The sequence below is a fragment of the Streptomyces abyssomicinicus genome (genome assembly GCF_008974245.1).
In the GTDB taxonomy this organism is placed as follows: Bacteria; Actinomycetota; Actinomycetes; order Streptomycetales; family Streptomycetaceae; genus Streptomyces; species Streptomyces abyssomicinicus.
In genome coordinates, this window is sequence record NZ_BBZI01000010.1 from 443,811 (window position 1) to 466,268 (window position 22,458).

18 protein-coding genes and 1 pseudogene are annotated in these 22,458 nt (G+C 72.2%); 11 read left to right on the forward strand and 8 right to left on the reverse strand.

The window, feature by feature from the left end; translation table 11 throughout:
* Window positions 1–164 precede the first annotated feature (164 nt).
* The 4 genes from GBN72_RS25130 to GBN72_RS25145 all read left to right on the forward strand — a co-directional run bounded on the left by GBN72_RS25130 (window position 165) and on the right by GBN72_RS25145 (window position 6,610).
* Entirely contained in the window at window positions 165–1,862 is a 1,698-nt protein-coding gene (locus GBN72_RS25130) for a PucR family transcriptional regulator (RefSeq protein ID WP_151774153.1), read from the forward strand.
* Between the two features lie 130 nt (window positions 1,863–1,992).
* The gene (locus GBN72_RS25135; RefSeq protein ID WP_246212859.1) at window positions 1,993–3,396 is read left to right on the forward strand and encodes a type III PLP-dependent enzyme domain-containing protein; all 1,404 of its coding nucleotides are present in this window, start codon (window positions 1,993–1,995) and stop codon (window positions 3,394–3,396) included.
* On the forward strand, window positions 3,393–4,832 hold the full coding sequence (locus GBN72_RS25140) for a Na+/H+ antiporter NhaC family protein (RefSeq protein ID WP_218042080.1): 1,440 nt from the start codon (window positions 3,393–3,395) through the stop codon (window positions 4,830–4,832). Before GBN72_RS25135 ends, GBN72_RS25140 begins: the two co-directional genes overlap by 4 nt.
* Window positions 4,833–4,960: 128 nt before the next feature.
* Complete coding sequence (locus tag GBN72_RS25145; protein ID WP_151774154.1) at window positions 4,961–6,610, forward strand: N-acyl-D-amino-acid deacylase family protein; 1,650 nt, start codon at window positions 4,961–4,963, stop codon at window positions 6,608–6,610.
* Between the two features lie 121 nt (window positions 6,611–6,731).
* Here GBN72_RS25145 and GBN72_RS25150 read toward each other — a convergent pair whose 3' ends face one another.
* Both GBN72_RS25150 and GBN72_RS25155 read right to left on the reverse strand, forming a co-directional pair.
* A complete protein-coding gene (locus tag GBN72_RS25150) occupies window positions 6,732–7,283 on the reverse strand; it encodes a TMEM175 family protein (RefSeq protein WP_164540859.1) in 552 nt (183 codons plus the stop codon).
* 566 nt (window positions 7,284–7,849) lie between these two features.
* Complete coding sequence (locus GBN72_RS25155; RefSeq protein WP_151774156.1) at window positions 7,850–8,503, reverse strand: NADPH-dependent F420 reductase; 654 nt, start codon at window positions 8,501–8,503, stop codon at window positions 7,850–7,852.
* Window positions 8,504–8,601: 98 nt separating this feature from the next.
* Between GBN72_RS25155 and GBN72_RS25160 the strand changes: the two genes are divergently transcribed.
* Window positions 8,602–9,081 carry a winged helix-turn-helix transcriptional regulator gene (locus GBN72_RS25160; protein ID WP_151774157.1) on the forward strand — a complete coding sequence of 160 codons (480 nt, stop codon included), beginning with the start codon at window positions 8,602–8,604 and terminating at the stop codon, window positions 9,079–9,081.
* Window positions 9,082–9,216: 135 nt separating this feature from the next.
* A complete protein-coding gene (locus tag GBN72_RS25165) occupies window positions 9,217–10,206 on the forward strand; it encodes a sigma-70 family RNA polymerase sigma factor (protein WP_151774158.1) in 990 nt (329 codons plus the stop codon).
* Between the two features lie 54 nt (window positions 10,207–10,260).
* Here the strand turns inward: GBN72_RS25165 and GBN72_RS25170 are convergent, their stop codons facing one another.
* A complete protein-coding gene (locus GBN72_RS25170) occupies window positions 10,261–10,929 on the reverse strand; it encodes a DUF998 domain-containing protein (protein WP_151774159.1) in 669 nt (222 codons plus the stop codon).
* Between the two features lie 235 nt (window positions 10,930–11,164).
* On the opposite strand from GBN72_RS25170, the gene GBN72_RS25175 reads away from it, so the two are divergent.
* Window positions 11,165–12,385 carry a hypothetical protein gene (locus tag GBN72_RS25175; protein ID WP_151774160.1) on the forward strand — a complete coding sequence of 407 codons (1,221 nt, stop codon included), beginning with the start codon at window positions 11,165–11,167 and terminating at the stop codon, window positions 12,383–12,385.
* Between the two features lie 24 nt (window positions 12,386–12,409).
* Here the strand turns inward: GBN72_RS25175 and GBN72_RS25180 are convergent, their stop codons facing one another.
* Both GBN72_RS25180 and GBN72_RS25185 read right to left on the reverse strand, forming a co-directional pair.
* The gene (locus GBN72_RS25180; RefSeq protein ID WP_151774161.1) at window positions 12,410–12,871 is read right to left on the reverse strand and encodes a DUF6357 family protein; all 462 of its coding nucleotides are present in this window, start codon (window positions 12,869–12,871) and stop codon (window positions 12,410–12,412) included.
* A 342-nt stretch (window positions 12,872–13,213) separates the two neighbouring features.
* Entirely contained in the window at window positions 13,214–15,589 is a 2,376-nt protein-coding gene (locus GBN72_RS25185) for a glycoside hydrolase family 9 protein (RefSeq protein WP_246212861.1), read from the reverse strand.
* 752 nt (window positions 15,590–16,341) lie between these two features.
* Here GBN72_RS25185 and GBN72_RS35525 point away from each other — a divergent pair.
* Together GBN72_RS35525 and GBN72_RS35530 are read left to right on the forward strand one after the other, a co-directional pair.
* Window positions 16,342–16,782 (forward strand): annotated as a pseudogene (locus tag GBN72_RS35525) (RICIN domain-containing protein); the annotation flags it as partial.
* Window positions 16,783–16,794: 12 nt separating this feature from the next.
* Window positions 16,795–17,544 (forward strand): pectate lyase, encoded by a 750-nt coding sequence (locus tag GBN72_RS35530; RefSeq protein WP_281371876.1) that lies wholly within the window; start codon window positions 16,795–16,797, stop codon window positions 17,542–17,544.
* A gap of 649 nt (window positions 17,545–18,193) precedes the next feature.
* Here GBN72_RS35530 and GBN72_RS25195 read toward each other — a convergent pair.
* The gene (locus tag GBN72_RS25195) at window positions 18,194–19,420 is read right to left on the reverse strand and encodes a serine hydrolase domain-containing protein (RefSeq protein WP_151774162.1); all 1,227 of its coding nucleotides are present in this window, start codon (window positions 19,418–19,420) and stop codon (window positions 18,194–18,196) included.
* 177 nt (window positions 19,421–19,597) lie between these two features.
* Between GBN72_RS25195 and GBN72_RS25200 the strand changes: the two genes are divergently transcribed.
* Window positions 19,598–20,380, forward strand: a complete 783-nt coding sequence (locus tag GBN72_RS25200; protein ID WP_151774163.1) for a MerR family transcriptional regulator — start codon at window positions 19,598–19,600, stop codon at window positions 20,378–20,380.
* A 93-nt stretch (window positions 20,381–20,473) separates the two neighbouring features.
* Here GBN72_RS25200 and GBN72_RS34300 read toward each other — a convergent pair whose 3' ends face one another.
* The gene (locus tag GBN72_RS34300; RefSeq protein WP_164540823.1) at window positions 20,474–20,746 is read right to left on the reverse strand and encodes a hypothetical protein; all 273 of its coding nucleotides are present in this window, start codon (window positions 20,744–20,746) and stop codon (window positions 20,474–20,476) included.
* Between the two features lie 77 nt (window positions 20,747–20,823).
* Between GBN72_RS34300 and GBN72_RS25205 the strand changes: the two genes are divergently transcribed.
* On the forward strand, window positions 20,824–21,009 hold the full coding sequence (locus GBN72_RS25205) for a YciI family protein (RefSeq protein WP_246212863.1): 186 nt from the start codon (window positions 20,824–20,826) through the stop codon (window positions 21,007–21,009).
* A gap of 430 nt (window positions 21,010–21,439) precedes the next feature.
* Here GBN72_RS25205 and GBN72_RS25215 read toward each other — a convergent pair whose 3' ends face one another.
* Entirely contained in the window at window positions 21,440–22,441 is a 1,002-nt protein-coding gene (locus tag GBN72_RS25215) for an NADP-dependent oxidoreductase (protein WP_151774164.1), read from the reverse strand.
* Window positions 22,442–22,458: the final 17 nt, after the last annotated feature.

Here is a 22,458-nt window from a genome sequence, read left to right on the forward strand (position 1 = left end):
CCGGACCGCCCGTACCGGGCCCGGACCGCTGACCCCGACGCCCCTACTGTGCCGGGGACCGCCGGCCCCGCCGTGCCGGGGACCGCCCGGCCGCCGCTCCTGGAGCCGGGCAGCCGTTCGTATGCTTTGACCATGCACGCCCGCCCCCACCCCGCCGCAGCTCCATGACGGACACCCCCGGACCGCTCACCCTGCGCCGTCTGCTCGACTACGACGAGGACGGCATCCTGCGCCTGGTCCTCGCCCCGCACGGCTTCGACGTCCCGGTCTCCGGCGTGGTCATCGGCGACGAAGGACCGGACGCGGCCCACCACGGCCGCGTCCTGCTGGCCACCGGCATGAACCCCGACGCCGCCGAGGCCCCGGAGACCGTACGCGAAGCGGCTCGGCGCGGGGCCGTCGCCCTGGTGCTGCGCGCGCCCGGCGAGCGGCCTCCGCCACCGGTCGTCGACGCGGCCCGCGACGGCGGCATCGCCCTGCTCACGCGTGCCGACTGGGCGGACTGGAACGACACCGTCGAACTGCTGCGCGCGGCCGCCGCGTTCGCCGAGGCGGGCACCGCCGACCCACTCGCGCAGCACGCGGCCGCCGGCGGGCTGCACCGGCTCGTCACCGTCGCCGCGGGCTACTGCGGCGGCTCCATCACCGTCGAGGACAACCAGTTCCGGGTCATCGCCCACTCGGCGACCAGCCCCGACGCCGACGGGCTGCGGCAGTCGACCATCCTCGGCGGCCGCGTCCCCGAATGGCGCGTGGCCGAGATGCGCCGCAGCGGACTGCTGCGTGCCCTGTGGACGTCCCGCGACGTGATCCACCGGCCCGCCCGGGACGAGGAACCGGAACGGCTGATCGTCGCCGTCCGGCGCGGCGGCGAACTGCTGGGCTCCCTGTGGGCCGCGGCCGACGGCGGGCAGCTCTCCGAGGACGCACCCGAGGTCCTGCGGCGCGCCGCCGAGATCGCGGTGCCCTATCTCGTGCGGCACCGGCTGCGCGCGGACACCGGCCGCCGCAGGGAGAACCACGCCCTGCGCGGACTGCTGCGCCAGGAGGGTGACGCACGCACCCACCTGTGGGCGCTCGGTCTCGAGCCCGACACCCCGTGCGCGGTCGTCGTCGCCGCCCACGACGCCCCGCCCGGCCCCGTACCGGACCGCACCCTGATGGCACTCGCCCTGCAGGCCGTGGCCCACCGGGCGAGCGCTCGCACCGTCCGCGAACGGCAACACCTGACCGTGCTGCTGCCCGTGCCCGACGGCGATCCCCAGGACGGCGTCACCCTCGCCAGGGAACTCGCCGCCCTGGCCGCCGCCATGCCGGACGCCCCCACCGTCCGGGCCGGCGCGGGCGACGTCGTCGACTCCCCCCTGGACGCCGCACGCTCGCAGGACGAGGCACTCCTCGTCGTACGGGTCCTGCGGGAGCGCGAGGAACGGGCCGCGCAGCCGGGCGGCCCGGCGCGGCACGAAGCCCCGGCCCCGGCCCCCGCCCCGGACGGACAGCCGCCGGTCCGGCACGCCGGACTCGCCGGGACGGCACAGGCCGTGACCGCGCTGCGCTTCCTCGACGCCGCGCGGCCCGTGTGGCGTGAACACGGGGGAGCGGTGCGCGAACTCCTGCGGGCCGACCTCGCCGCGGGCGGCGACCTGGTCCGCTCCCTCGCCGCCTTCCTCGACGCCTCCGGCGACATCCCGCGCGCCGCCGCACGGCTGACACTCCACCCCAACACACTGCGCTACCGCCTGCGCCGGGCCCGTGAACGTTTCGGCATCGACCTGGACGACCCGGACACCCGGCTCGTGGTCACCCTGGCCGTCCGCCTGGAGGCGACCGAAGACGGTTCCTCCGGCCGTCCGCCGATCTGACCCGATCCGTCCGGCAGTTGTCCTCCGGCACAACGGGCGTGATCTCCTTCGGATCCGCGGACAAAGACCAGGGCCCTCGCCCGGGTCCACCCTTTTGTCACCCCGCCGCCCCTCCCCGAAGGCCGTGACCGTGACCTTGCGTGCGAACTCCCTCCCCGGCCGCCCCGACGGCCCTCCGACCGCGACCACCGGCGACCGGGCCGGGGCCGTCCTGCGCCACGCCCTCGCCCAGGGACTGCTGTCCGCCGAGCAGCCCGTCGCAGGCTTCCTCGACGTGGACCACATCCGGCAGCAGGCCGCCTCCCTGCGAGCCGCGTTCGCCGAGGCACCCGACGTGCTGCACACCTTCGCCGCCAAGGCGGCCTCGCTGGTGCCGGTCCTGAGGCTCCTCGCCGAGGACGGCATGGGCTGCGAGGTCGCCAGCCCCGGCGAACTGCGCCTGGCCCTCGACGCCGGCTTCGAGCCCGCCAGGATCGTCCTCGACTCGCCCGCCAAGACCCGCACCGAGATCGCCGAGGCGCTCCGCCTGGGCGTCGCCCTCAACGCGGACAACCTCGACGAACTGGAACGGATCGACGCCCTGCGCGCACCCGGCTGCTCCTCGGTCATCGGCCTGCGCGTCAACCCGCAGGTCGGCGGCGGCGCCATCGGCGCGATGAGCACGGCCACCGCCACCTCCAAGTTCGGCGTCGCCCTGCGCGACGAGGGAGCCCGCGAGCGGGTCGTCGACGCCTTCGCCCGCCGGCCCTGGCTGACCCGGCTGCACGCCCACGTCGGCTCCCAGGGCTGCCCGCTGGAGCTCATCGCCGAGGGGATCTCCGCGACCCACCGGCTCGCCGAGGAGATCAACACGGTCCTCGGCCGCCGCCAGGTCACCAGCCTCGACATCGGCGGCGGTCTCCCCGTCAACTTCACCGACGACACCGTCCGCCCCACCTACCAGGACCACACGGCGGCACTGCGCACCGCCGTGCCCGAGCTGTTCGACGGCCGCTACGCGCTCGTCACCGAGTTCGGCCGCTCACTGCTCGCCAAGAGCGGCTTCATCGCCGCCCGCGTCGAGTACGTCAAGGAGGCCGGCGGCCGCCGGATCGCCGTCACCCACGCCGGCGCCCAGACCGCCACCCGCACCACCCTGATGCCCGACGCCTGGCCGCTGCGCGTCGGCGCCTTCGACGCCGACGGGCACCCCAAGCAGACCCCGCACCGCGTCCAGGACGTCGCCGGTCCCTGCTGCTTCGCCGGTGACGTCGTCGCCACCGGCCGCGAGCTGCCCCTGCTGGAGGAGGGCGACCACGTCGTCCTGTACGACACCGGCGCCTACTACTTCTCCACCCCCTGGGCCTACAACAGCCTGCCCCGCGTGGGCGTCCACGGATACCGCACCGACGGCACCCGGGTGCACAGCGCCCCCGTCCGCGATCCGCAGACCCTCGACGAGATCGCCGCGGAGAGCGGCGCCCGCCACGCGGCAGGCCTCGTCACCCTCGCCGCCCGCCCCGCCACGGCGACCACCCCCGAGGAGCGGGCGTGAGCGCCACGGACGCGGGCGCGCGCACCTCGCAGGCCAAGCCCGCCCGCCCCCTGCACCGCACCCCGGCCGCCTACCTCGCCGTGCCCGCACTCGCCGTCAGCGTCACCGTCGGCCTGTCGACCGACGCACCGACGCTGTGGGGCCTGCTGCCCATCGTCCTGTACGCCGTCCTCGCCCTCACCGGCGCCGACCTCGCCCTCGCCACCGGCGTCGCGCTCCTCAGCGCCGTCCTCCTCGCCCTGCCCGCCCCCGGCACCGCCGCGGACGTGCTCGGCGGCACCCTGACCGACCCGGTCACCCTCATCGGCCTCATCATCGTGTTCGGCGCGGCCGTCGGCGAGGTGCTGCGGGTCACCGGCGTGGCCGACGCCCTCGTCCGCGGCATCCTGCGGGCCGTGGAGGGCCGCGGCACCACGGCCCTGATCTACGCCATGATGTGCGCCTGCGTGGTCCTGGTGGCCGGGCTCGGCACGCTCGCCGGCGCACTGGCCATCGCCGCGCCGCTGCTCATCCCGGTCGCCGCCCGCGCCGGACTCACCCGCTCCACCACCGCCGTCACCATGTTCCTCGGCGGCTGCGCGGGCCTCGCCCTCGCCCCCTTCGCCGGCTCCAACATCGCCATCATGCAGACCGCGGACACCGGCTACCCGACCTACCTCGCCGTCGGCGCCGGCCCGCTCGCGCTCCTCTCCCTCCTCCTCGCCGCCGTCGTCGTGCCCTGGGTGCAGCGCCACAGCGCGGCCCGCGGTGACTTCTACCGGCCCGAGGAGGTCACCAGGGACGAGCACACCGACCCCACCGACACCCCGCCCGACACCCGGACCCGGCGGGCCACCCGCGCCTTCCTCCTCACCCTCGCCGTCACCGTGGCCTACGCCGCCGTGACCCGGGCCGGCACCGTCTTCCCGCTGCTCGCCCTGCCCCTGCTCGCCCTCGTCACCGCCGCGGCCGCGGGGCTGTCCCCGGCGCGCACGGCACGGGCGGCCCTGACCGGAGCCCGCCGCATGCTGCCCATGCTGCTGCTCTTCTGGATGCTGGCCGCCCTGTTCGGGTTCGTCGACCTCCTGCGGCCCTACGACGTCGTCCTCGACGCCCTCGGGCCCGACCTGCGCGCGATGTCCGCGCTGCCGTTCGCCCTCGCCGTCGCCGCCCTCGGCTGGGTCGGCGTACCGGGGGCCACCGCCGCACAGGTCATCCTCATCGGCGAGGTCTTCGGCCCGATCGGCGACGAACTCGGCATCGGCCCGGCGGCATGGGTGATCGTCCTCCTGTGGGCGTCCAAGGCCGACACCTACGGGCCCCTGCCGAACGCCAACATGGTCGGCGCCATGGGCCTGGCCCGCGCCGGCCGGCTGCCCTACCTGCTCGGTGCCGGATGGGCGCTGCTCATCCCGGCATGCGTGCTGTACACCGTCCTCCTCAACGTCATCCTCTGAACCTCCCGCACCCGCCCCACCCGCGTCACTCCCGCCCGGACCAGGCCTTCTGCGCCCGCGCCGTCCTCGCCCGGGCCCTCCCGCAACCGGGCGGACGCGCACCGGAACCATCCGCGAATCGAGCTGCCATGCCCGCAACCCCCCGCGCCCCCCGCCACGACGACCACGACGGCTTCGACCTGCTGATCACCGGCGGCACCGTCGTCGACGGGACCGGCTCCGCGCCCCGGCGCGCCGACGTCGCCGTGCGCGACGGCAGCATCGTCGAGGTCGGCGACCCGAACCCGGCGGCGCGCGCCGCCACGGTGATCGACGCCACCGGCCTGACGGTCACCCCCGGCTTCATCGACCTCCACTCCCACGCCGACTTCACCCTCCTCGAGACCCCCGACGCCGAGGCGTGCCTGCGCCAGGGCGTCACCACCGTCGTCACCGGCAACTGCGGCCTGTCCCCGTTCCCGCACGCGCCCGTCCCGGATCCTGCCCCGGGCGTCACCGCCGACAGCCTCGGTGCGGGCCAGTGGCACGACGCTGCCGCGTTCGCCGCCGCCGTCCACGAGGCCCGGCCCGCCCTCAACGTCGCCCTCCTCGTCGGCCACGGAGCACTGCGGACCGCCGTCATGGGCGCCGCCCGAGCCCAGGCCGACCCGGCCCAGCTCGACGCCATGCGGGCCCTGCTGGCGACCGCCGCCGAGCAGGGCGCCTTCGGCCTGTCCACCGGGCTGATCTACGCGCCCGGATCGTTCGCCGACAACGACGAGGTCGTCGCGCTGGCCGCCGAGGCGGCCCGGCACGACCTGCTGTACGCGACCCACATGCGCGACGAGGGCGACCACCTGATCGAAGCCCTCACCGAGGCACTCGACACCGCGCGCGCCGCCGGCGTCCGGCTCCAGGTCTCGCACCTGAAGGCCATGGGACCCGCCAACCACGGCAAGGTCCGCCAGGCCCTCGCCCTGATCGAAGCCGCGGCGTCCGACGGACTCGACGTGGCCTGCGACGTCTACCCCTACACGGCCTCCTCCACCCGGCTCACCTCCCGCCTGCCCGGCTGGGCGATGGACGGCGGCCCCTCCGCCCTCCTGCGGCACCTCGCCGACCCCGCCACCCGCGCACGCGTCCTGGCCGACCTGCGGCCCGCCGTCGGCCGCACCTTCCTTCCCGAAGGAGTCATCCTGGCCCAGCTCACGCCGGGCCCCTACAGCGACCGCATCGGCGACAGCATCGCCGCCATCGCCCGGGACGAGCAGGTCGAGCCGGCCGAGGCCGTCCTCAACGTGCTCGCCGCCCACCACGGCGAGGCCATGATCGTCAACCACGCCATGGCCGAGGATGACGTCGACACCGTCCTGCGCCACCCCTCCGCCGCCGTGGCCAGCGACGGCTGGGTGCTGCACGCCGCCGGCGACGGCCATCCCCACCCCCGCAACTTCGGCACCTTCGCGCGCGTCCTGGGGCGCTACACCCGGAACCGGGGCGTCCTCGAACTCAGCGACGCCGTGCGCAAGATGACCTCCCTGCCCGCGTCCCGGCTCCCCCTGCCCGACCGCGGCACCGTGGCACCCGGCCAGGTCGCCGACCTCGTCGTCCTCGACCCCGCCCGGATCACCGACCGGTCCACCTACGCCGAACCCTGGCAGTACGCGACGGGCGTACGGGACGTGCTGGTGGCCGGTGAACCGGTGCTCCGTGACGGCGAGCCGACCCAGGCCCGCCCGGGCCGCGTCCTGCGCAGGACGGCGCCCACGGCGCGGCGGCCGGGCCCGGAACGCCGGTGACGGGACGGCACCACCCGGCGCCGCCGCACCACCCGGCGCCGCCGCGCCGCCCGGCCCTCCGCACGCGGCCCACTCACCTCCTCAGGCGGGCCCACCGGCACGCCGGCCGCCCGTCGTCGGGTCAGGGTCGGGAGGCCCGTGACCTGCGGCCGGCGCGCCGGTGGGCCAGCACGGAGAGGGGCACTGAGGCGGTCCAGCTGTAGACGGCCGCCATGGGTGCGTACTGGGCGATTCCGACGGAGAGAAGGAAGACGCACGCCTGTGCGGGAAAGGGCGGGGAGGGCCTCCGGGGCCCCGATCCCCGGGCGACGAGCACGGCCATCAGGTACAGCACCAGGGCGGCCGTGCCGATGACCGCACCGTACAGGCCCGGTCCGAGCGGCTGCTGGCCGTAGTCGGCCAGCACTCTCGTGGGAAAGGGGATCAAGGAGACCAGAGCCAGGAAGGCGACGTTGCACCAGAAGAGGGAGCCGTTGATCCACTCCGCGTCGCGCAGCACCAAGTGGTGGGCCCGCCAGAACAGAGCGATCACGACAGCGCTCAACAGGAACGTCCCCACCTGGCCCTGCACGTCGTCGAGTGCGTCCACCAAGGCCTGCCCCCGGAGCCCCTCGGGCACGTCGATATCGAGCACCAGCAGCGTCATGGCGATGGCCACCACGCCGTCGGTCAACGCGAGAATCCTGTGCTTCGGCAGATGTGTCCGCTCCGAGGAGGAGGCTGCGTGCCTGTCGCCCGTGTCCATCGTCCTGTGGTAGCACCACCCGAGCGCGACACCCCGGCACCCGTCCACCGGACCACGCGTGTCGTGAACCGGACTCCCGACCAGATCAACGCCGCATGGGTTTCCGCGCCGTGGCCACTCGCTTCGACGAACGGGTGTACCTCTTCCGTGGCACGGTGACCGTCACGGCGATCCAGCTGTGGCTCCGCTCCTGAGTTCGGCTCGCCCATCTGCGCTTCACCGTGCCTACCACCGGGGCGATTGGCGGAGGTGTACTCGTCCGCGATGCTGAACACGCCGGCGCAGCGCGGGCATTCGGCCTGGCCGTCAGGACGGCTGTCCGACCGGGTCCGACAGCAGCACGCAACCGGAGCTGCCCACGCACTCCGACACCCATCCTGACCGTGGCACAAGGCCGGAAGCAGGAGGAAGCACGACCCCGGACGACGCGACCAGTGGCCGCTGCCTTCGGTCCACGAGAAGCTGGACGGGCCCCGGTCGGACACGGCTCAGGATCAGTCGCTCACCGGCGACGAGGGCACACGAGGCACCGCCGAGCTGGGGTCAAAGCCTGCGAAAGCCAGCCCAATGACGAAACCCGCCGCTTCTTCCAACTGGCGGACGCGATCCAGGCCCCCAAGAATCGCAGGCGTCCCGCCGACGTCACGCACCAGCTCACCGACGACACGCAGTGCCGCGGAATCGTCGCCGCACATGGCCACCGTGACGCCGGCCTGGCCAGCACCGGGAGAGCTCGTCCACCGGTCGGCGGGGAAGAGATGAAATGCCTTGACGACGTGAGCTCCTCGAGCCAGCCCGGCGATCCGCTTCGCCATCGGCTCGCCGTGCTCGGTGAGCAGAACGCCGACACCATGCGCGACAGCGTTCGTGGGATCGATCAACGGCGTCCCCGCAAGCGAACCTTCGGACGCGCCCACCAGTCCCAACATGTCCTCGACACCGTCCCAGGACACGGCGAGCAGCACCGCGTCCCGCCCGACGACCGCCTCACGCGGCGCGACGGCGAGCACTTCGGGGCCCAGCCGCTCAGCAAGCCTCTCGGCCTTGACCTGCGACCGCCCGCCGATCACCACGTCATGCCCCGCGCGTGACCAGCCCTCGCCCAAGGCCGCCGCCAACGTCCCTGTCCCCAGGATCCCGATGCGCATCGTCGTTTCCTCTCAGGTGGCAGTCAGGAGGGCAGCCACACTAGGGAACGCGTTGCGCACCGATCGGTGCGTGACGACCGCGCGATGATGGAGACGCGATGACCGATCACCAGGACCACTGCCACGAGCTGGTCGCTGACTGCCGTCTGCGCGCGGCCACCGATCTCTTCGCCCACACATGGGATCCGGTTGTGCTGGCGGCTCTTCGCCCGGGCCCGCGCCGGCGCCGCGAGCTGCGCGCCACGATCGGCGGCATCAGCGACAAGGTCCTGACCGACACCCTGAAGCGTTTGCTCTCCAACGGCCTGATCGACCGCCACGCGCACGCCGAAGCGCCACCTCGCGTCGAGTACAGCCTGACCGGTTTGGGGCAGAGCCTCGTCGAGGGTCCCATGACGGCGCTCGGACGCTGGGCGATCGAGCACAGTGACGAACTCCTCGAAGCCCAGGAGAGCGCGCTACAGCGAGCACAGGACCGGGCGGTGACTCCACCGGAATCGCAGCGATCCGAACGCACTCCCTCCGGCCGGCCCCTGCGGCCGCCCCGCAAGGGCTGGCCGGCACAAGGCACCGCTTGACCTGTTCGGCGCGCCCGGCCCACCACATGATCACGCCTCCCCACCACATGCGCCGTGAGCCACCCGCTTCAGCCATGGACCCGTCCTACAGTGAGGGACTGGTCAGCGACGTCGATCTCTTCGAAGGAGTGCGGCATGGGGGATACCGGGGTGTCCGCAGCGGCGGTGGACGGGCTCGAAGGGTACAGGGGGGAGCTCACCGGCTACTGCTACCGGATGCTGGGGTCGTACGCCGAGGCCGAGGACGCCGTGCAGGAGACGCTGGTGCGGGCGTGGCGGAGCATGGACGGCTTCGAGGGCCGGTCGGCGCTGCGGTCGTGGGTGTACCGCATCGCCACCAACGTCTGCCTGGACGCCCTCGCCTCGGGCAAGCGGCGGGCGCTGCCCATGGACCTGTCCGGACCGAGCCAGGGCGGTACGGCGCCGGCGCCCCCGAAGGACGCCGCGCTGTGGGTGGAGCCCTGTCCTGGCGACGATCCGGAGGCGTCCGCCACGATGGGCGAGTCGGTGCGGCTGGCGTTCGTCGCCGCCCTGCAGCACCTGCCGCCCAAGCAGCGGGCCACGCTGGTCCTGCGGGACGTCCTGCGTTTCTCGGCACGAGAGGTCGCCGACCTGCACGGCTGCACCGTCGCCTCGGCCAACAGCGCCCTGCAGCGGGCGCGAGCCACGCTGGCCGACCGCCGCCGGGCCGCCGACGGGCCCGCGGCCCGGCCGTGCGGCGACAACGTCCGCCAGGTGCTGGCCGAGCGGTATGCCACGGCCTTCTCCCGCTACGACATGGAGGAGCTGAAGATGCTCCTCCACGTCGACGCCACGCTCTGCCTGCCCCCGTACGCGAAGTGGATGCGCGGTGTCCCCGACATCCAGGCGTGGCTCACCGGCCCCGCGATCGGCTGCCGCGGCTCGCGCCTGGTCCCCACCACCGCCAACGGCTCTCCCGCCTTCGGCCAGTACCGCCCTCGCTCGGACGGCACCGGCTACGTCCCCTGGGCCCTTCAGGTCGTCGATTTCGCAGGCGACCGGATCACCGGCATCACGGCCTTCCGTGACACCGAGCGTCTCTTCCCGCTCTTCGCCCTGCCGGACCACCTGGGCGAAGACGTCCGGCTCGATGCTCGTGCCTGACTGCGTGAGGCATCCCCGGGCTCCCCACTCGGTGACCGGACGGCCGACCAGCCGTCAGTGATGCGCCGCTGCGGTGGCCAGACGGGCCGTCACCAAGGTCAGCCACAGAAGGCCGAGGCCGGCGCCGGCCGTGAAGGCCATGACGGAGGTGGCGGAGGCAGCGAACCCCGCGAGGACGGCGACCGGGAGGAGACGCGAGGCCACGGCCCACCCACGGTGCCCATGGGCGGCGAGCGGGCCGGCCAGCACGACGAAGGCAGCGCACAGAGCGAGGTAGCCGACCATTCCCGCGGCCATGTGGACGGCACCGTGCCCGCTCATCACGGTCGCATCGGGCGCTCCGGCCGGAAAGCCCGCGCCCGCATCCGCCGGGAAGGCCGCCGCCACCCAGAACGAGGCACCGAAGACCCCGACCAGGACCGGCCCCCACGAGCCGCCCCCACCACCGCCCAGCACCCGGCGCAGACCGACCGCACCCGCCACCAGCAGGGCGCCGGCGAGCAGGAAGTTCACCGTCTGGATCCAGCCCGCCTCGCCCAGCGCGAGCTGGCTGAGCGCGTTCCGTCCGAAGTCGAAGCCCTCACGCGCAAGCCCCTGCGCGGCACCTACCGCGAGGAACACCGGACCCGCCACCATGCCACCGACCAGAGACCTGCGTACCGCCGGGCGGGACACGGCGGTCAGGGGAGCAACGTGCCGGGATGCGCCGACCGTGTGCGTCATGAATGAGCCTTCCTCACGTCGAGTTGTCGCTCATCCGACCGACCCCGACCAGCAGAGTCAGCGCTCGAATCGACGTGATCCGGCCCACACCCCCAGAACACTCCGCCCGCAGCCCCGCAGCCCTCAAGGCAGCGCACGCCGGCCCGGACCGGCCCGGCAGTACTCTGAGTCGTCACCGTCGACCGGACCGCGGGCCGGCACCGAGCATCCAGTTCCGGCGACGACGGGAGTGAGCATGACGAACAAGCACCGGTGGGCCGCGCGGAGCAGGCTTCCGCTCCTCGTGGATGCCCTCGCCCTGGACACGACCGATGAGCCAGTGCGCCGGCTCATCGGTGCCTTCGGCGGCGAACCCACCTCCGTGACCGGATACGACCTCGGCGAGCCCGCGCTTCGCGTGCGGAAACTGCGCTTCGCGTCGGGCGGAGAGATCGTGCTGCATCACGACACGGTGGTGGGCGTGATCCTGCACGTGAAGCCCGCCGCCGGCGACCTTGGCGTGGTCGACCTCGCGCAATGGGTCAAGGGCCTCACCAACGACGCGACGCTGGAGGAACTCAAGGCCGCTCTTGCGCTGCCCGTCCATTTCGCCGGCCTCCGCAGCCCGTACTTCACGATCGGGGCCGGATATGCCGGGCTGCGCTTCGTCCCCGGCGACGGCAGCGGCAGCGCCGGCGCCGGCGGCTGGAATCAGCCGGGGCACCTGACCCGCATCGTCATCACCATGGACAAGCCCGGACTGGGGCTCCCGCCCGACGCCGACGAATGTCCGGCCTGCACGGATTTGCTCGTGTGCGGCGAGAACGGTGTCGACGTCGATGCCACTCTCCTGCGGCTCGAGAGCGCGGTCGCCGCCAAGACTCTCAAGGAGGTTGCTTCCCGGGCGAAGCTCACCGACCTCCGGGCGCTCCACGCCTCGCGCCTGATGACGTTCGTCGAGAGCCACCTGATCTGTACGTCCTGTCGCCACATCATCTGCTTCACCCTGTACAGAGACGGCTCGCCCACGTTCGGCCACCACGCCGTCGACGAGGCCCGTCGACGGCCCGCCGAGCCGATCCCGCCGGCTGACCAGTGGGCAGCGCAGGAACGCGTGGTCGCGGAGCAGGACGCCCTGCGATACGTCGACCACCAGCCCGGTGCGTGGTTCCTGGTCCAGCAGGGTGACTCGCTCTACCTGGACGCCCGCTACTCCTACAGCGCGGTCATCGACGACTCCGCGCTGATCGAGCTCGATCCCGCCGAACGGAGCGCGTACAGCAAGGGCGGGCACGAGTACCTGCGACAGCTCGCTGGAAAGATCCACATGAGCGCGCCGTACACCCCGGATTCCCCGTACTTCGCACGCGACCTGTATCGCCGCGGAGGGGAGCCCGGCCGCGACTACCGCGGCGAGGTCAGCTCGGCGATCGCGCACCACACCTGGTCGGCCGAGCAGCGCTCCCGCCGGATGTGAACCTGACGCGCCCCTTCGACGCCGTCACCCGCGGGTGCGCTTGGCCTCGTACCGTCGAACACGGTCCCAGTTCGGCGTCGGCGTCGCGGACTGCACCGCTGCGAAGACCTTCCTCTGCTTGAGCAGCTTGACGCTCGCACTGTGGGCGATGAGGCAAGGCATGTCCCACCTGACGCGCCTGAACAGCGCGTCGACCTCCTCCTGCGAACCGAACAGGATCGCGTCCGACAACGTTGCTGCCGCACGTTCATCGAGAGGTCCGCGGCTACCAGCCGCATGGCACAGCGGCAGGAGCGCGCTGTACAGCAGAAGATGCCGGGAGAGGCTGTTCCGGATCGTCGTGACGTGCTCCTCGACGACGGGGACGGTGAACGTCCGCGGGTCGTGCAGCGCGTCGGCTCCGCCGACGACCTCGAGCAGGAGGTCTCCGTCCTCGCGGACCACGCGAGGAAACCAGTTCTCCCGGGTGAAAACGACCTCGCTCACGGAACGGCCACCCAGGATGACGTCGAGTGCCCCTGAGCGACGGAAGGCCGGCGGAAGAGCATGATCTTCTGGGTCGGTGTCACATGCCACAGGCTACGCCGGATGTGGGGCACGGCACCGGACGGCAGAAAGGGACGCACCACGGGCCCGGTCGCTGCCGCGCTGTGCGCCTCCCCGGTGGTCCGGCCTCGCAGGAAGTCCCGCACACGCTCCACCGGGGTGGGCGGGGGTACCGCACGGGTGGGGCTGGGGTCGGGGCGCGCATGGTCGGTCGTGCCCGGCCGGGCCGGCGTCGGATCGTGACCGGTTTCGGTTGGGCCCGGCCGGGGCTGGGGTCGGGGGCTATGCGCAGCTTTTTGCGTTGAGGGTGAAGGCTTTGGCACCTGTGGGTGTTCCGGTGGCCTGGATGCCGAACGAGGCGGTGCCGGTTGCCGGGATGTTGCCGTTGTGTGCGGCGTTGGTGACGGTGACGTCGGCCCCGGTCTGGGTGGTGGTGGCGTTCCAGGCGCTGGTGATCCGTTCACCGCCCTGGAAGGTGAAGCCGAGTTTCCAGCCGCCGGTGATCGCTGTCGTGCTGGTGTTGTGCACCGTGACGTCGGCGGTGAAGCCGCTTCCCCAGGTGCTGGTGACCTTGTACGTGACCGAGCACGGACCGGTCGGCGTGGGCGTGGGCGTGGGCGTCGGTGTTGGCGTGGGGGTGGGCGTCGGTGTGGGGCCAGGCGTGGGGGTCGTTACGTCCGGGGTCGCGCCCCACTGCTTGGCCGCGCCCTCCATCAGCACGATGTTCGCCGCGTCGACGGGCGTGCTGCCGGAGGCGGTGGGCACGCCCTGGTAGGACCAGTCGTTCGCCGGGTTCCAGGCGCCGGCGGAGGCGATCCTGAACTGGACCTCCTTGCGGTATGCCGACTGGCCCGCCGGGGCGATCACCGTGTCCGAGCAGTCCACGGTCACGTAGTGGACGTTGTCCTTGAACTGCGTGGGCCCGCTGACCTTGCCGCACTGGTTGTAGTTGGTGGTGAGGGTGATCTGGGCGGGCGTGACGCCGTCCTCGAGGGTGAAGTAGTAGCGCAGCGACGCGTCGTTCAGCGCCCGCGCGGGCCAGGCCGACCTGTTGACCAGGTACGCCTTGATTTCGGTGAAGTTGGAGCCGGTGGCGTTCACCGAGGCCTGCACGGACATCTCGGGCCCGTCCGGTGTCTCGGCCTGTGGGAAGCCCGCGAGCGGCGCGCCGCCGTACTCCGCGTACAGGCGGGCCAGCGCACCGGTGAAGGCCGCGTTGTAGTCGGTGGCGACCTCGTTGTTGGTGTAGTTGGACCGGTCGTCGGTGTAGGCGTCGTCCGCGGCGCTCGGACCGCCGACCAACGCGCCGTGCAGCACGTGCCTGCTCTCGGCCGGGTTGGTGATCTGGTCGGTCCAGGAGCCGTGCGCGGTGCGGTGGTGCGGCTTGGTGGGCGGGTTGGCCCCGAAGCCGACGACGTAGCTGGACTTGCGCGGGTTGTCGCCGAGCGCGTAGTTGATCTGCCGGACGGCGAAGTCGTGGTAGCGCTGCTTGCGTTCGCTGTCGCCGGTCAGCCAGTCGGAGTAGGAGAGGGCGACGAACGCGGTGTTGGCCGCGTACCGCAGCGAACCCCAGCTGTCGAGGACGGCCTGCCCGCCGGGCGAGTACTTCACCTTCTGGCCGTTCACCCCGCTCGTCCACCAGTCGAGCCAGCGGTTGGCGTCGTCGACGTACCGCTGCTTGCCGGTCAGCTTGGCGAGCATCACGTAGGAGCCGTAGGACGTGTCGTCCCAGGAGATCGTCCACCGGTAGGAGCGGGTGGTGGTCTGCGGCTCGGTGGAGAGGTTGTCGTAGTACGTCTCGGCCTTGGTCAGGTAGGAGGCGTCGCCGGTGGCCTTGTGGAGCCAGATCGCGCCCCAGACCAGCTCGTCGTTGTAGCCGCTCCAGGACTTGTAGTACGACTGCGCGTCGGTGATGCAGTCGCTGTACTTGCCCCGGTAGGTGTCGGCGAAGGTGTAGAGCTGCTTGGCGTGCGTGAGCAGCTTGTCCGCGTACGCCGGGTCCGAGTCGCGGAAGACGATGGACGACGCCGCCATGGCGGCGGCGGTCTCGCCGGCGAGGTCGGAGCCGGGGCAGGAGGCATCGATCTTGTACGCGGGCCGGGCCATCGGCATGACCTCCGCCGGGCCCCACCACTTGTGGTCGTCCGCGCCGTTGCCGACCTGGCCGTAGAGGACGTTCGGCGAGGGGTGCGCCTTGACGAAGTAGTCGTTGACGAAGCGCAGGTTGTTGCGCAGGTGCTCGAGCTGGCCGGAGGAGGCGTAGGCGGCCTTCTGCTCGATGCCGCCCCAGGCGAGCATCGTCGCGGAGTACGCCATGGGCAGCCCGAACTTGACGTGGTCGCCGGCGTCGTACCAGCCGCCGGTGAGGTCGAGACCCGCGTCCTTGCCGTCGTCCAGGCCCGAGTCCCCTCGCCAGCCGACGCGGTTGAAGTCGGGCAGGCGGCCGGACTGCTGGGATTCGTAGAACAGCAGCGACTTCTGCAGCGCCTCACCGTAGGCGAAAGCGGGCGCGGCGGAGGCGGAGGCCGAGGCGGACAGGGGTAACAGGGCGCCGGTGAGGAGCACTCCGGCGAGGGCTGTCAGCCCCGCGCGACGCCCGGCGGTGGCCGGGGCGGCGAGGCGTCCTCGTCTGCGGCGGAACACGTTGGGGAGGCGCAACGGATGGTCCCTTCCGACGTCGGTGGGGCGGGCTACGGACGAGGCTCCGGCGCCCGGAGGGCGGCCCGGACGGGGCGGGCCCGCGGCGCAGGCGCGCGGTGGTGCGGTTCGTGGGAACGGTGGTGCGTGCGGCGACGTCACAGGGTCGGCCCCTGTAGGCGGCGCGGTGGCATGTGTCGCTGTGTGGCGCTCTGCCTTGATCCGGATGCGGAAGTGTTGTCCATCGGGAGGATGGGAGCGCTCCCATCACGTTCGTTCATGAAGCCAGCAGAGCCTGCGCCTGTCAACAGCCGTCACACAACCTGATGCAACCCTTGGACGCACGGTGGTCCGGTGGGCGGCCCCCGCCGCGGCGCCCACGACACCTGTCGTGCCCCCGGCCACCCCCGCCGCGGTGGCTGCCGCTCGGGCGGTTTCACGGTTTTTCAGGGTCTTCCCCTTGCGTCGTCCCGTTCCGGTCGCCCTTGTTGTTTCTTCCGTTGAACTCATTGACCGCGTCTTCAGCCTGTCCTACGGTCGCAAGCGTTCGCATACACGAACGTGGTTCACCCTGCTGAATCTTGGGTTGCAGTCGGGTGCCAGCCTTCACCACCGCACCAACCCCCACAGGTGCCTGCGGAGGATGCCGCAGGCGGTGAAAGGAATTGCCAGTGCGTATCGAAAATGAGCACTTCAGAAGGCGTGGCGGCCGTGCCGCCGCTGTCTTATCCGCTGTGGTGTCACTCCTCGCCGCGGGCCTCACGGCCCTCTTCGTGACCGGCTCGGCCTCGGCGGCGCCCGCGGCGGGTTCGTACAGTCTGAAGAACGTGGCGAGTGGTCTGTGTCTGGGGGTGCCGGGTGCCGGCACGGCCGCGGGTACGCAGCTCGCCCAGAGTGCCTGTTCCGGGGCTGCGAACCAGACCTGGAAGCTCACCGCTTCAGGGAGCGGGTACACCCTGGCCGCCGCGCACAGCGCCAAGTGCGCCGGCGTGCGGGATGCCTCCACCAGCGCGGGCAAGGCCGTGGAGCAGCAGAACTGCGCCGGTAGCGCCACCCAGGTGTGGACCCTGACGTTGGTCAGCGGCAACACCTACCGGGTCGTCAACAGCAACGGTGGCAAGTGTCTGAACGTCAAGGACAGTTCGACCGCCTCGGGTGCCCTGGTGCAGCAGAACTCCTGCGACTCCGTGACGAGCAAGAGCTGGACCTTCACGGCGTCGGGCACCGTGCCCACGGACCCGCCGACCGAGCCGACGAACCCGCCCACCAACCCGCCCACCAACCGGCCGTCATGGCCGACCGCCAACGGCAGCCAGGCGGTCTCGTCGACGATCGAGGTCTCGGGCACGTACGACGGTGGCATGAAGCGCCTGTACGGCAGCGGTGATCTGGGCAGTGGTGACCAGGACGAGGACCAGCCCCCGATGATCAAGCTGGCGGACGGTGCCACCCTGCAGAACGTCATCCTCGGCGCTCCGGCCGCCGACGGTGTGCACTGCGCGGGTACCTGCACGATCAAGAACGTCTGGTGGGAGGACGTGGGCGAGGACGCCGCGACCTTCCGCGGCGGTTCCTCCTCGACGGTCCGTACGATCGACGGCGGTGGTGCGAGGCTGGCCGAGGACAAGGTGTTCCAGCACAACGGTGTCGGTACCCTGGTCGTGAAGAACTTCCAGGTCGACGACTTCGGCAAGCTGGTCCGTTCCTGTGGCAACTGCTCCACGCAGAACGCCCGCCACATCCAGTTGCAGAACATCTGGGCGACCGCCCCGGGCACCAGCCTGGTCGGCATCAACACCAACTACGGTGACACGGCACGGATCTCGGACGTCACGATCTACGAGGACGGCGACCGTGACATGAAGATCTGCACCAAGTACAAGGGCACGACGAGCGGTGAGCCGAGTGAGATCGGCTCGGGTGCGGACGGCACCCACTGCATCTACTCGGCGTCGGAGATCACCTACGTCGACTGAGTCACGGACGTGTCCGTCCCGGGCCCGCCCCTCCTTGCCGGGAGGGGCGGGCCCTGGGTGTCCGGCCGGCGTCGGTGACCGTGCCGTCGGCGGCCTTACCCGCCGCATGGTGCCCGCCGCCCTCAGCATCCGCCGGTCGACGAGTCACCAGGAGCGGCGTCCCCGGCAGCGCCTCCAGCGCCGACTCCACCTGCCCGATGGCCGGCAGGCCAGATGGTCGGCCGGCTCGTCCAGGACCGGCAGACCGCCCCCCTCGCCCAGTGGCCGGCGGCGATTGCAGCAGGGCGGGACCCGGGCGGGCGCGCTCACCGGGCGGGAGCGTGGTCGCGGGCCTCAGCACATGAGCAGCGCGCGCACCGGACCCGGCGGTACCCGTGCGCGCCGCCGCGCGCTCGGCCACGGTGACGGCGCAGAAGACGGTCCGGCAGGCTCTTCGGGCCGTGGAACAGCCTCGTGCCTCAGAGCAGCTGAGCGAAGGCCCCGCCACCCGCTTCCCCAGGCCCCCGACATCGCCGGGCGGATCGGCGACACCAGCAACACACGACACCTACCGTTGCCGCGTTGCCGCGTTCACGTGGGCGCCCCGGCCGCGTGCCCGGCCCGCTCCGCTCCGGTCGGGTCCGCTGTGTTGCTCCTGCGTGGATTTCTGTCAGTCGAGGGCCTGGTAGAGCGTGGTCCAGAAGTCGGCCATGGCACGCGGCGAGTCCGGTGTGGAGAGCCCGACCTGGGTGAGCAGGACACCGGTCAGCTGGTGGGCCGGGTCCGCGTAGGCGGTGGTGCCGGTGCCGCCGAACCAGCCGAACCGTCCGGCGGGCGTGTAGTCGTCGCGGCCGGTACCCACGGACATGCCGAACCCCCAGCCGCCGGCCGCGCCCTGTCCGGACGACAGATGGGCGACGCCGTCGAACATGGCTGTGCGGGCGGCCATCTGCGTGTCGGAGAGACGGTTGGTGGTCATCAACTCCACGGCGGCCCGGGACAGGACGCGCTGGCCGTCGTGCACTCCGTGGTTCAGCAGCATGCGGAAGTAGGCGTGGTAGTCGTCGACGGTGGAGGCCAGCCCGCCACCCGCGCCCTGGAAGACGGGAGGGGTGCTGAACATTCCCCCCGCGGCCTCGTCCCAGACGGCGAAAGCGCCGGTCTGCGGATCGGGCCCGTACAGGGGCGGCAGCCGGTCGATCCGGTCGGCGGGCACGTGGAAGCCGGTGTCCTTCATCCCCAGCGGGTCGAGGATCCGCTCACGCAGGAACACTTCCAACGGCTGCCCGGTGACCCGGGAGACGAGCACGCCGGTCACTTCGTTGCTGAGGTCGTACTGCCATCGCACTCCCGGCTGGTACTGCAGCGGCAGCTCGCCCAGGCGGCGCATCCACTCGTCCTGGTGGGGAGCCGGTCCGGAGGCCACGCTGTAGTCGAGGCGTTCGAAGGTCGCGGCCCTGATCGGCGAGCCCATCGACTCGAAGTCGGTGCCGAGCCCGAAGGTGGAGGTCAGCAGGTCCCGTACGGTGACGGGCCGGCGCGCCGCGACGGTGTCGTCCAGCGGGCCGTCGGGCCGTCTCAGGACCTGCCGGTCGGCGAGTTCGGGCAGCCACGGGTCCACGGGGTCGTCCAGCCGCAGCCGGCACTCGTCGAGCAGGACCATCGCCGCCGCCATGGTGACCGGCTTGGACGTGGACGCCATCCGGAAGATCGTGTCCCGGCGCATCGGCGGGCCGCCGTCGTGCCGCATCGTCCCGATCGCCTCGACGTGCGTGTGGCGGCCGCGGCCGACGAGGGCGACCAGGCCGGGAATCCTCCCGGACTCCACATGCCCTTCCAGCACCTCGCGCAGCCGGCGCAGCCCCGCTCCGGTGAAGCCGCTGTCGTTCGTTGTCATGGCACATCTCCCGTTCATGGTGTCGTCCCCCGCGGCCGCCGACCGGCGGCCGCGTGGCCCCCTCGAGAAGGGGCCATGGCAAGAGGCTGCACCCTTGACCCAGGGTCAACGTCAAGTGCCGGCCGGGCGCGTTATCCTCGCCCCGCGAGGACCGCGACATGAAGGAGCGTCAAGGCGATGGCGGAGGGGCTGGGGCTCACGATCGGTCAGGCGGCTGCGTATGTCGGTGTCACGGTCAAGACCGTGCGGCACTACCACCGGCTCGGCCTGGTCGCCGAGCCGGAGCGCGACGCCTCCGGCTACCGCCGCTACCGCTCCGACGACCTGTTCCGGCTGGTCCAGGTCCGGACCCTGGCCGCGGCCGGGGTGCCGCTGGCCGAGGTCGGTGACCTCCTCGACGCCGGCCCCGAGACCTTCGCAGCCACCCTGGACGAGGTCCACCGCGACCTCACCGCGCGGATCGAGGACCTGACCGCCCGCCGCGACAGGCTGGACCGCCTGGACCACGGAGACCGCGCCCTGCTGCCCGACCGGGCCTGCGCGGTCCTGGAAACACTGGCCGAACTCGGTTTCGACCCCGGCTACGTGACCGGTCAGCGCGAGGCCCTCGTGCTGACCCGGGCGCTGGTCCCGGAGATCTTCGACGGCTTCGTGACCTGGCTCGAACAGTCCCTCGCCGACCCCGAGACCGTCGAGCTGACCAGACGCGGCTGGGAGGCCAGGAGCTGGGACCCTCACGATCCGCGGATCGAGGAACTGGCCTCCGCACTGGCCGGCAAGCTACTGGCCCGACGCGAACTGCTGTCGATGCCGTCCGGGTTCGAGACCCGCTCCGACGCCGCCACCCGCTACGGCGTGGTCAACCACCACCTGGAGGACCGAGTACCGTCCGTGGCCCGCCTGAACGCCCTGGTCGAAGCAGAACTGCGCGCCGCCGGCATAGCCGTGCCACACCAGTGACGGCACCTTGGCACACCGAACCGACCACCACCGCCGGACAAGCAGCAACAAGCCTCCCCCACCCGGCAGACCACTGCCCGAGCCAGATCCGCATCACCGTGGCCCCGACAGCGCCACGCACGCACGGGCCATGACCCCGGATCTTGGACACACGGGACACTGGATCCAGGGATGGCGCGCCCGGTGCCGCCCGGCGAACTCCTCCCACCGTGCCACGTACCCGGCCCGCTCGACCTCGGCCACCGTGCCGAGCACCACGCCCAGAACCTCCTCGGACACCTCGAGGTAGGCATCCGGACCGGCCAGGGCCCAGGGGAAGCGCTGCGCCGCCGCGTGGACGTCCCGCGCCTCCCGGACCGCTGGCATGGTGCCTGCGCCGTCCGTCCCGGTCGGGAGGCTGCGCCCTGGCCGCCGCCGGCACAGCGACCTCGATCCGCGGCGACGTGGTGTCCGACGGCCCGTTCGTCGATGCCAAGGAGGTCATCGCCGGGATCGCCGTCATCGAGGCGCCCGACCTGGACGCCGCCTTGAGGATCGCCCGGGCCAATCCAGCCACTCAGCAGGGCGGTGGTGTCGAGGTCCGGCCCGTCGAGGGCGGCCTCATCGCGGACGGGCCCGCCACGGCATGACGCCCCCGGCAGACGTCCAGACAGCGGTCGTGGACGCGCACCGTCACGAATGGGCCTTGGTGCTCGCCGCGACGGCACGCGTCGCGCGCGACCTGGACCTGGCCGAGGAGCGCGTGCAGGAGGCGGTGCCCCGCCTGCTTGCTCCAGGCGGGGCACCGTCGCACGAGGAGGGTTGTCCTCACTTCTCGACGGCGCCGCGGCGGTGGCATGGCCCGACAGGGGTGTAGGCGTCTTCGGGGTGGGTGTTCCTGCCGCTCTGGGGGCAGTGATCCGTCAGCGCGGGCAAAGACTGCTTCGTCCCGCCGACGGGCGGCCTGCAGCGGGCGTACAGCATGGTCGTGCTCCTCACACCCCACGCCGCCCGCCGGTGACGCGCCCCGCCGCAGTCCTGCTGCCCAGGAAGCGGAGGGCGGGCTCGGCGGGAGGTGTCTCAGAGCTTCACCAGCATCTTGCCCACGTTGCCGCCGCGCATCATGTCGAGGAAGGCGGCCGGTGCCCGCTCGATGCCCTCGGCGACGGTCACTTCGGTGTGCAGGGAGCCGTCGGCCAGCCAGCCGGCCGCCTTCGTGATCCATTCCGGGAACAGGTGGAAGTAGGAGTTGACCAGCATGCCGCGCAAGGTGGCGTCCTTGGCGGCCAGAGCGAACAGGTTGCCCGGGCCGGGGACCGGCTCGGTGGCGTTGGAGGAGCTGATCGCGCCCACCATCGCAATCCTGCCGCCGTTACGCAGTGCGTCGATCGCCGCCACCAGGTGGTCGCCGCCGACGAGGTCGACGTAGACGTCGATGCCGTCGGGGGCGGCCTCGGCCAGTTGACCGGCGACCGAACCAGCGCGGTAGTCGATCGCGGCGTCGTAGCCGAAGTCCTGCACGAGCCTCTTGGCCTTCGCCGTCCCGCCGGCGGAACCGATCACCCGGGCGGCGCCGAGCTTGCGGGCGAGTTGGCCGGCGACGCTGCCCACCGCACCGGCCGCCGCCGAAACGAGGACAACGTCGCCCTCGCGCACCGGAGCCACGTGAGTCAGGGCCGCGTAGGCGGTCAGCCCGGTGGTGCCCAGCACGCCGAGCCACGCCTCGGCAGGGGCCAGGGTGAGGTCGGCGACGGTCGCGGCCGCGGCGTCCACCGCGGCGTACTGGCGCCAGCCGAGGAAGTGCACGACGCTCGCGCCCACCGGGATGCCGTCCGCGCGCGAGGCCACGACCTCGCCGATCGCCGAGCCGTCCAAGGGCTCGTCGAGCCGGAACGGCGGCAGATAGGACTCGGCGTCGTGCATCCGCTCCCGCATGTAGGGGTCGACCGACATCCAGGTGTTGCGGACCAGGACCTGGCCCGCCGCCAGTTCGGGCAGCGCGGTGGTGGCCAGGTGGAAGCTGTCCGTGCCGGGCTCGCCGACGGGGCGGGCGACCAGGTGGATCTCACGGTTCACGGTCATGGGGGTGCTCCTCGCTG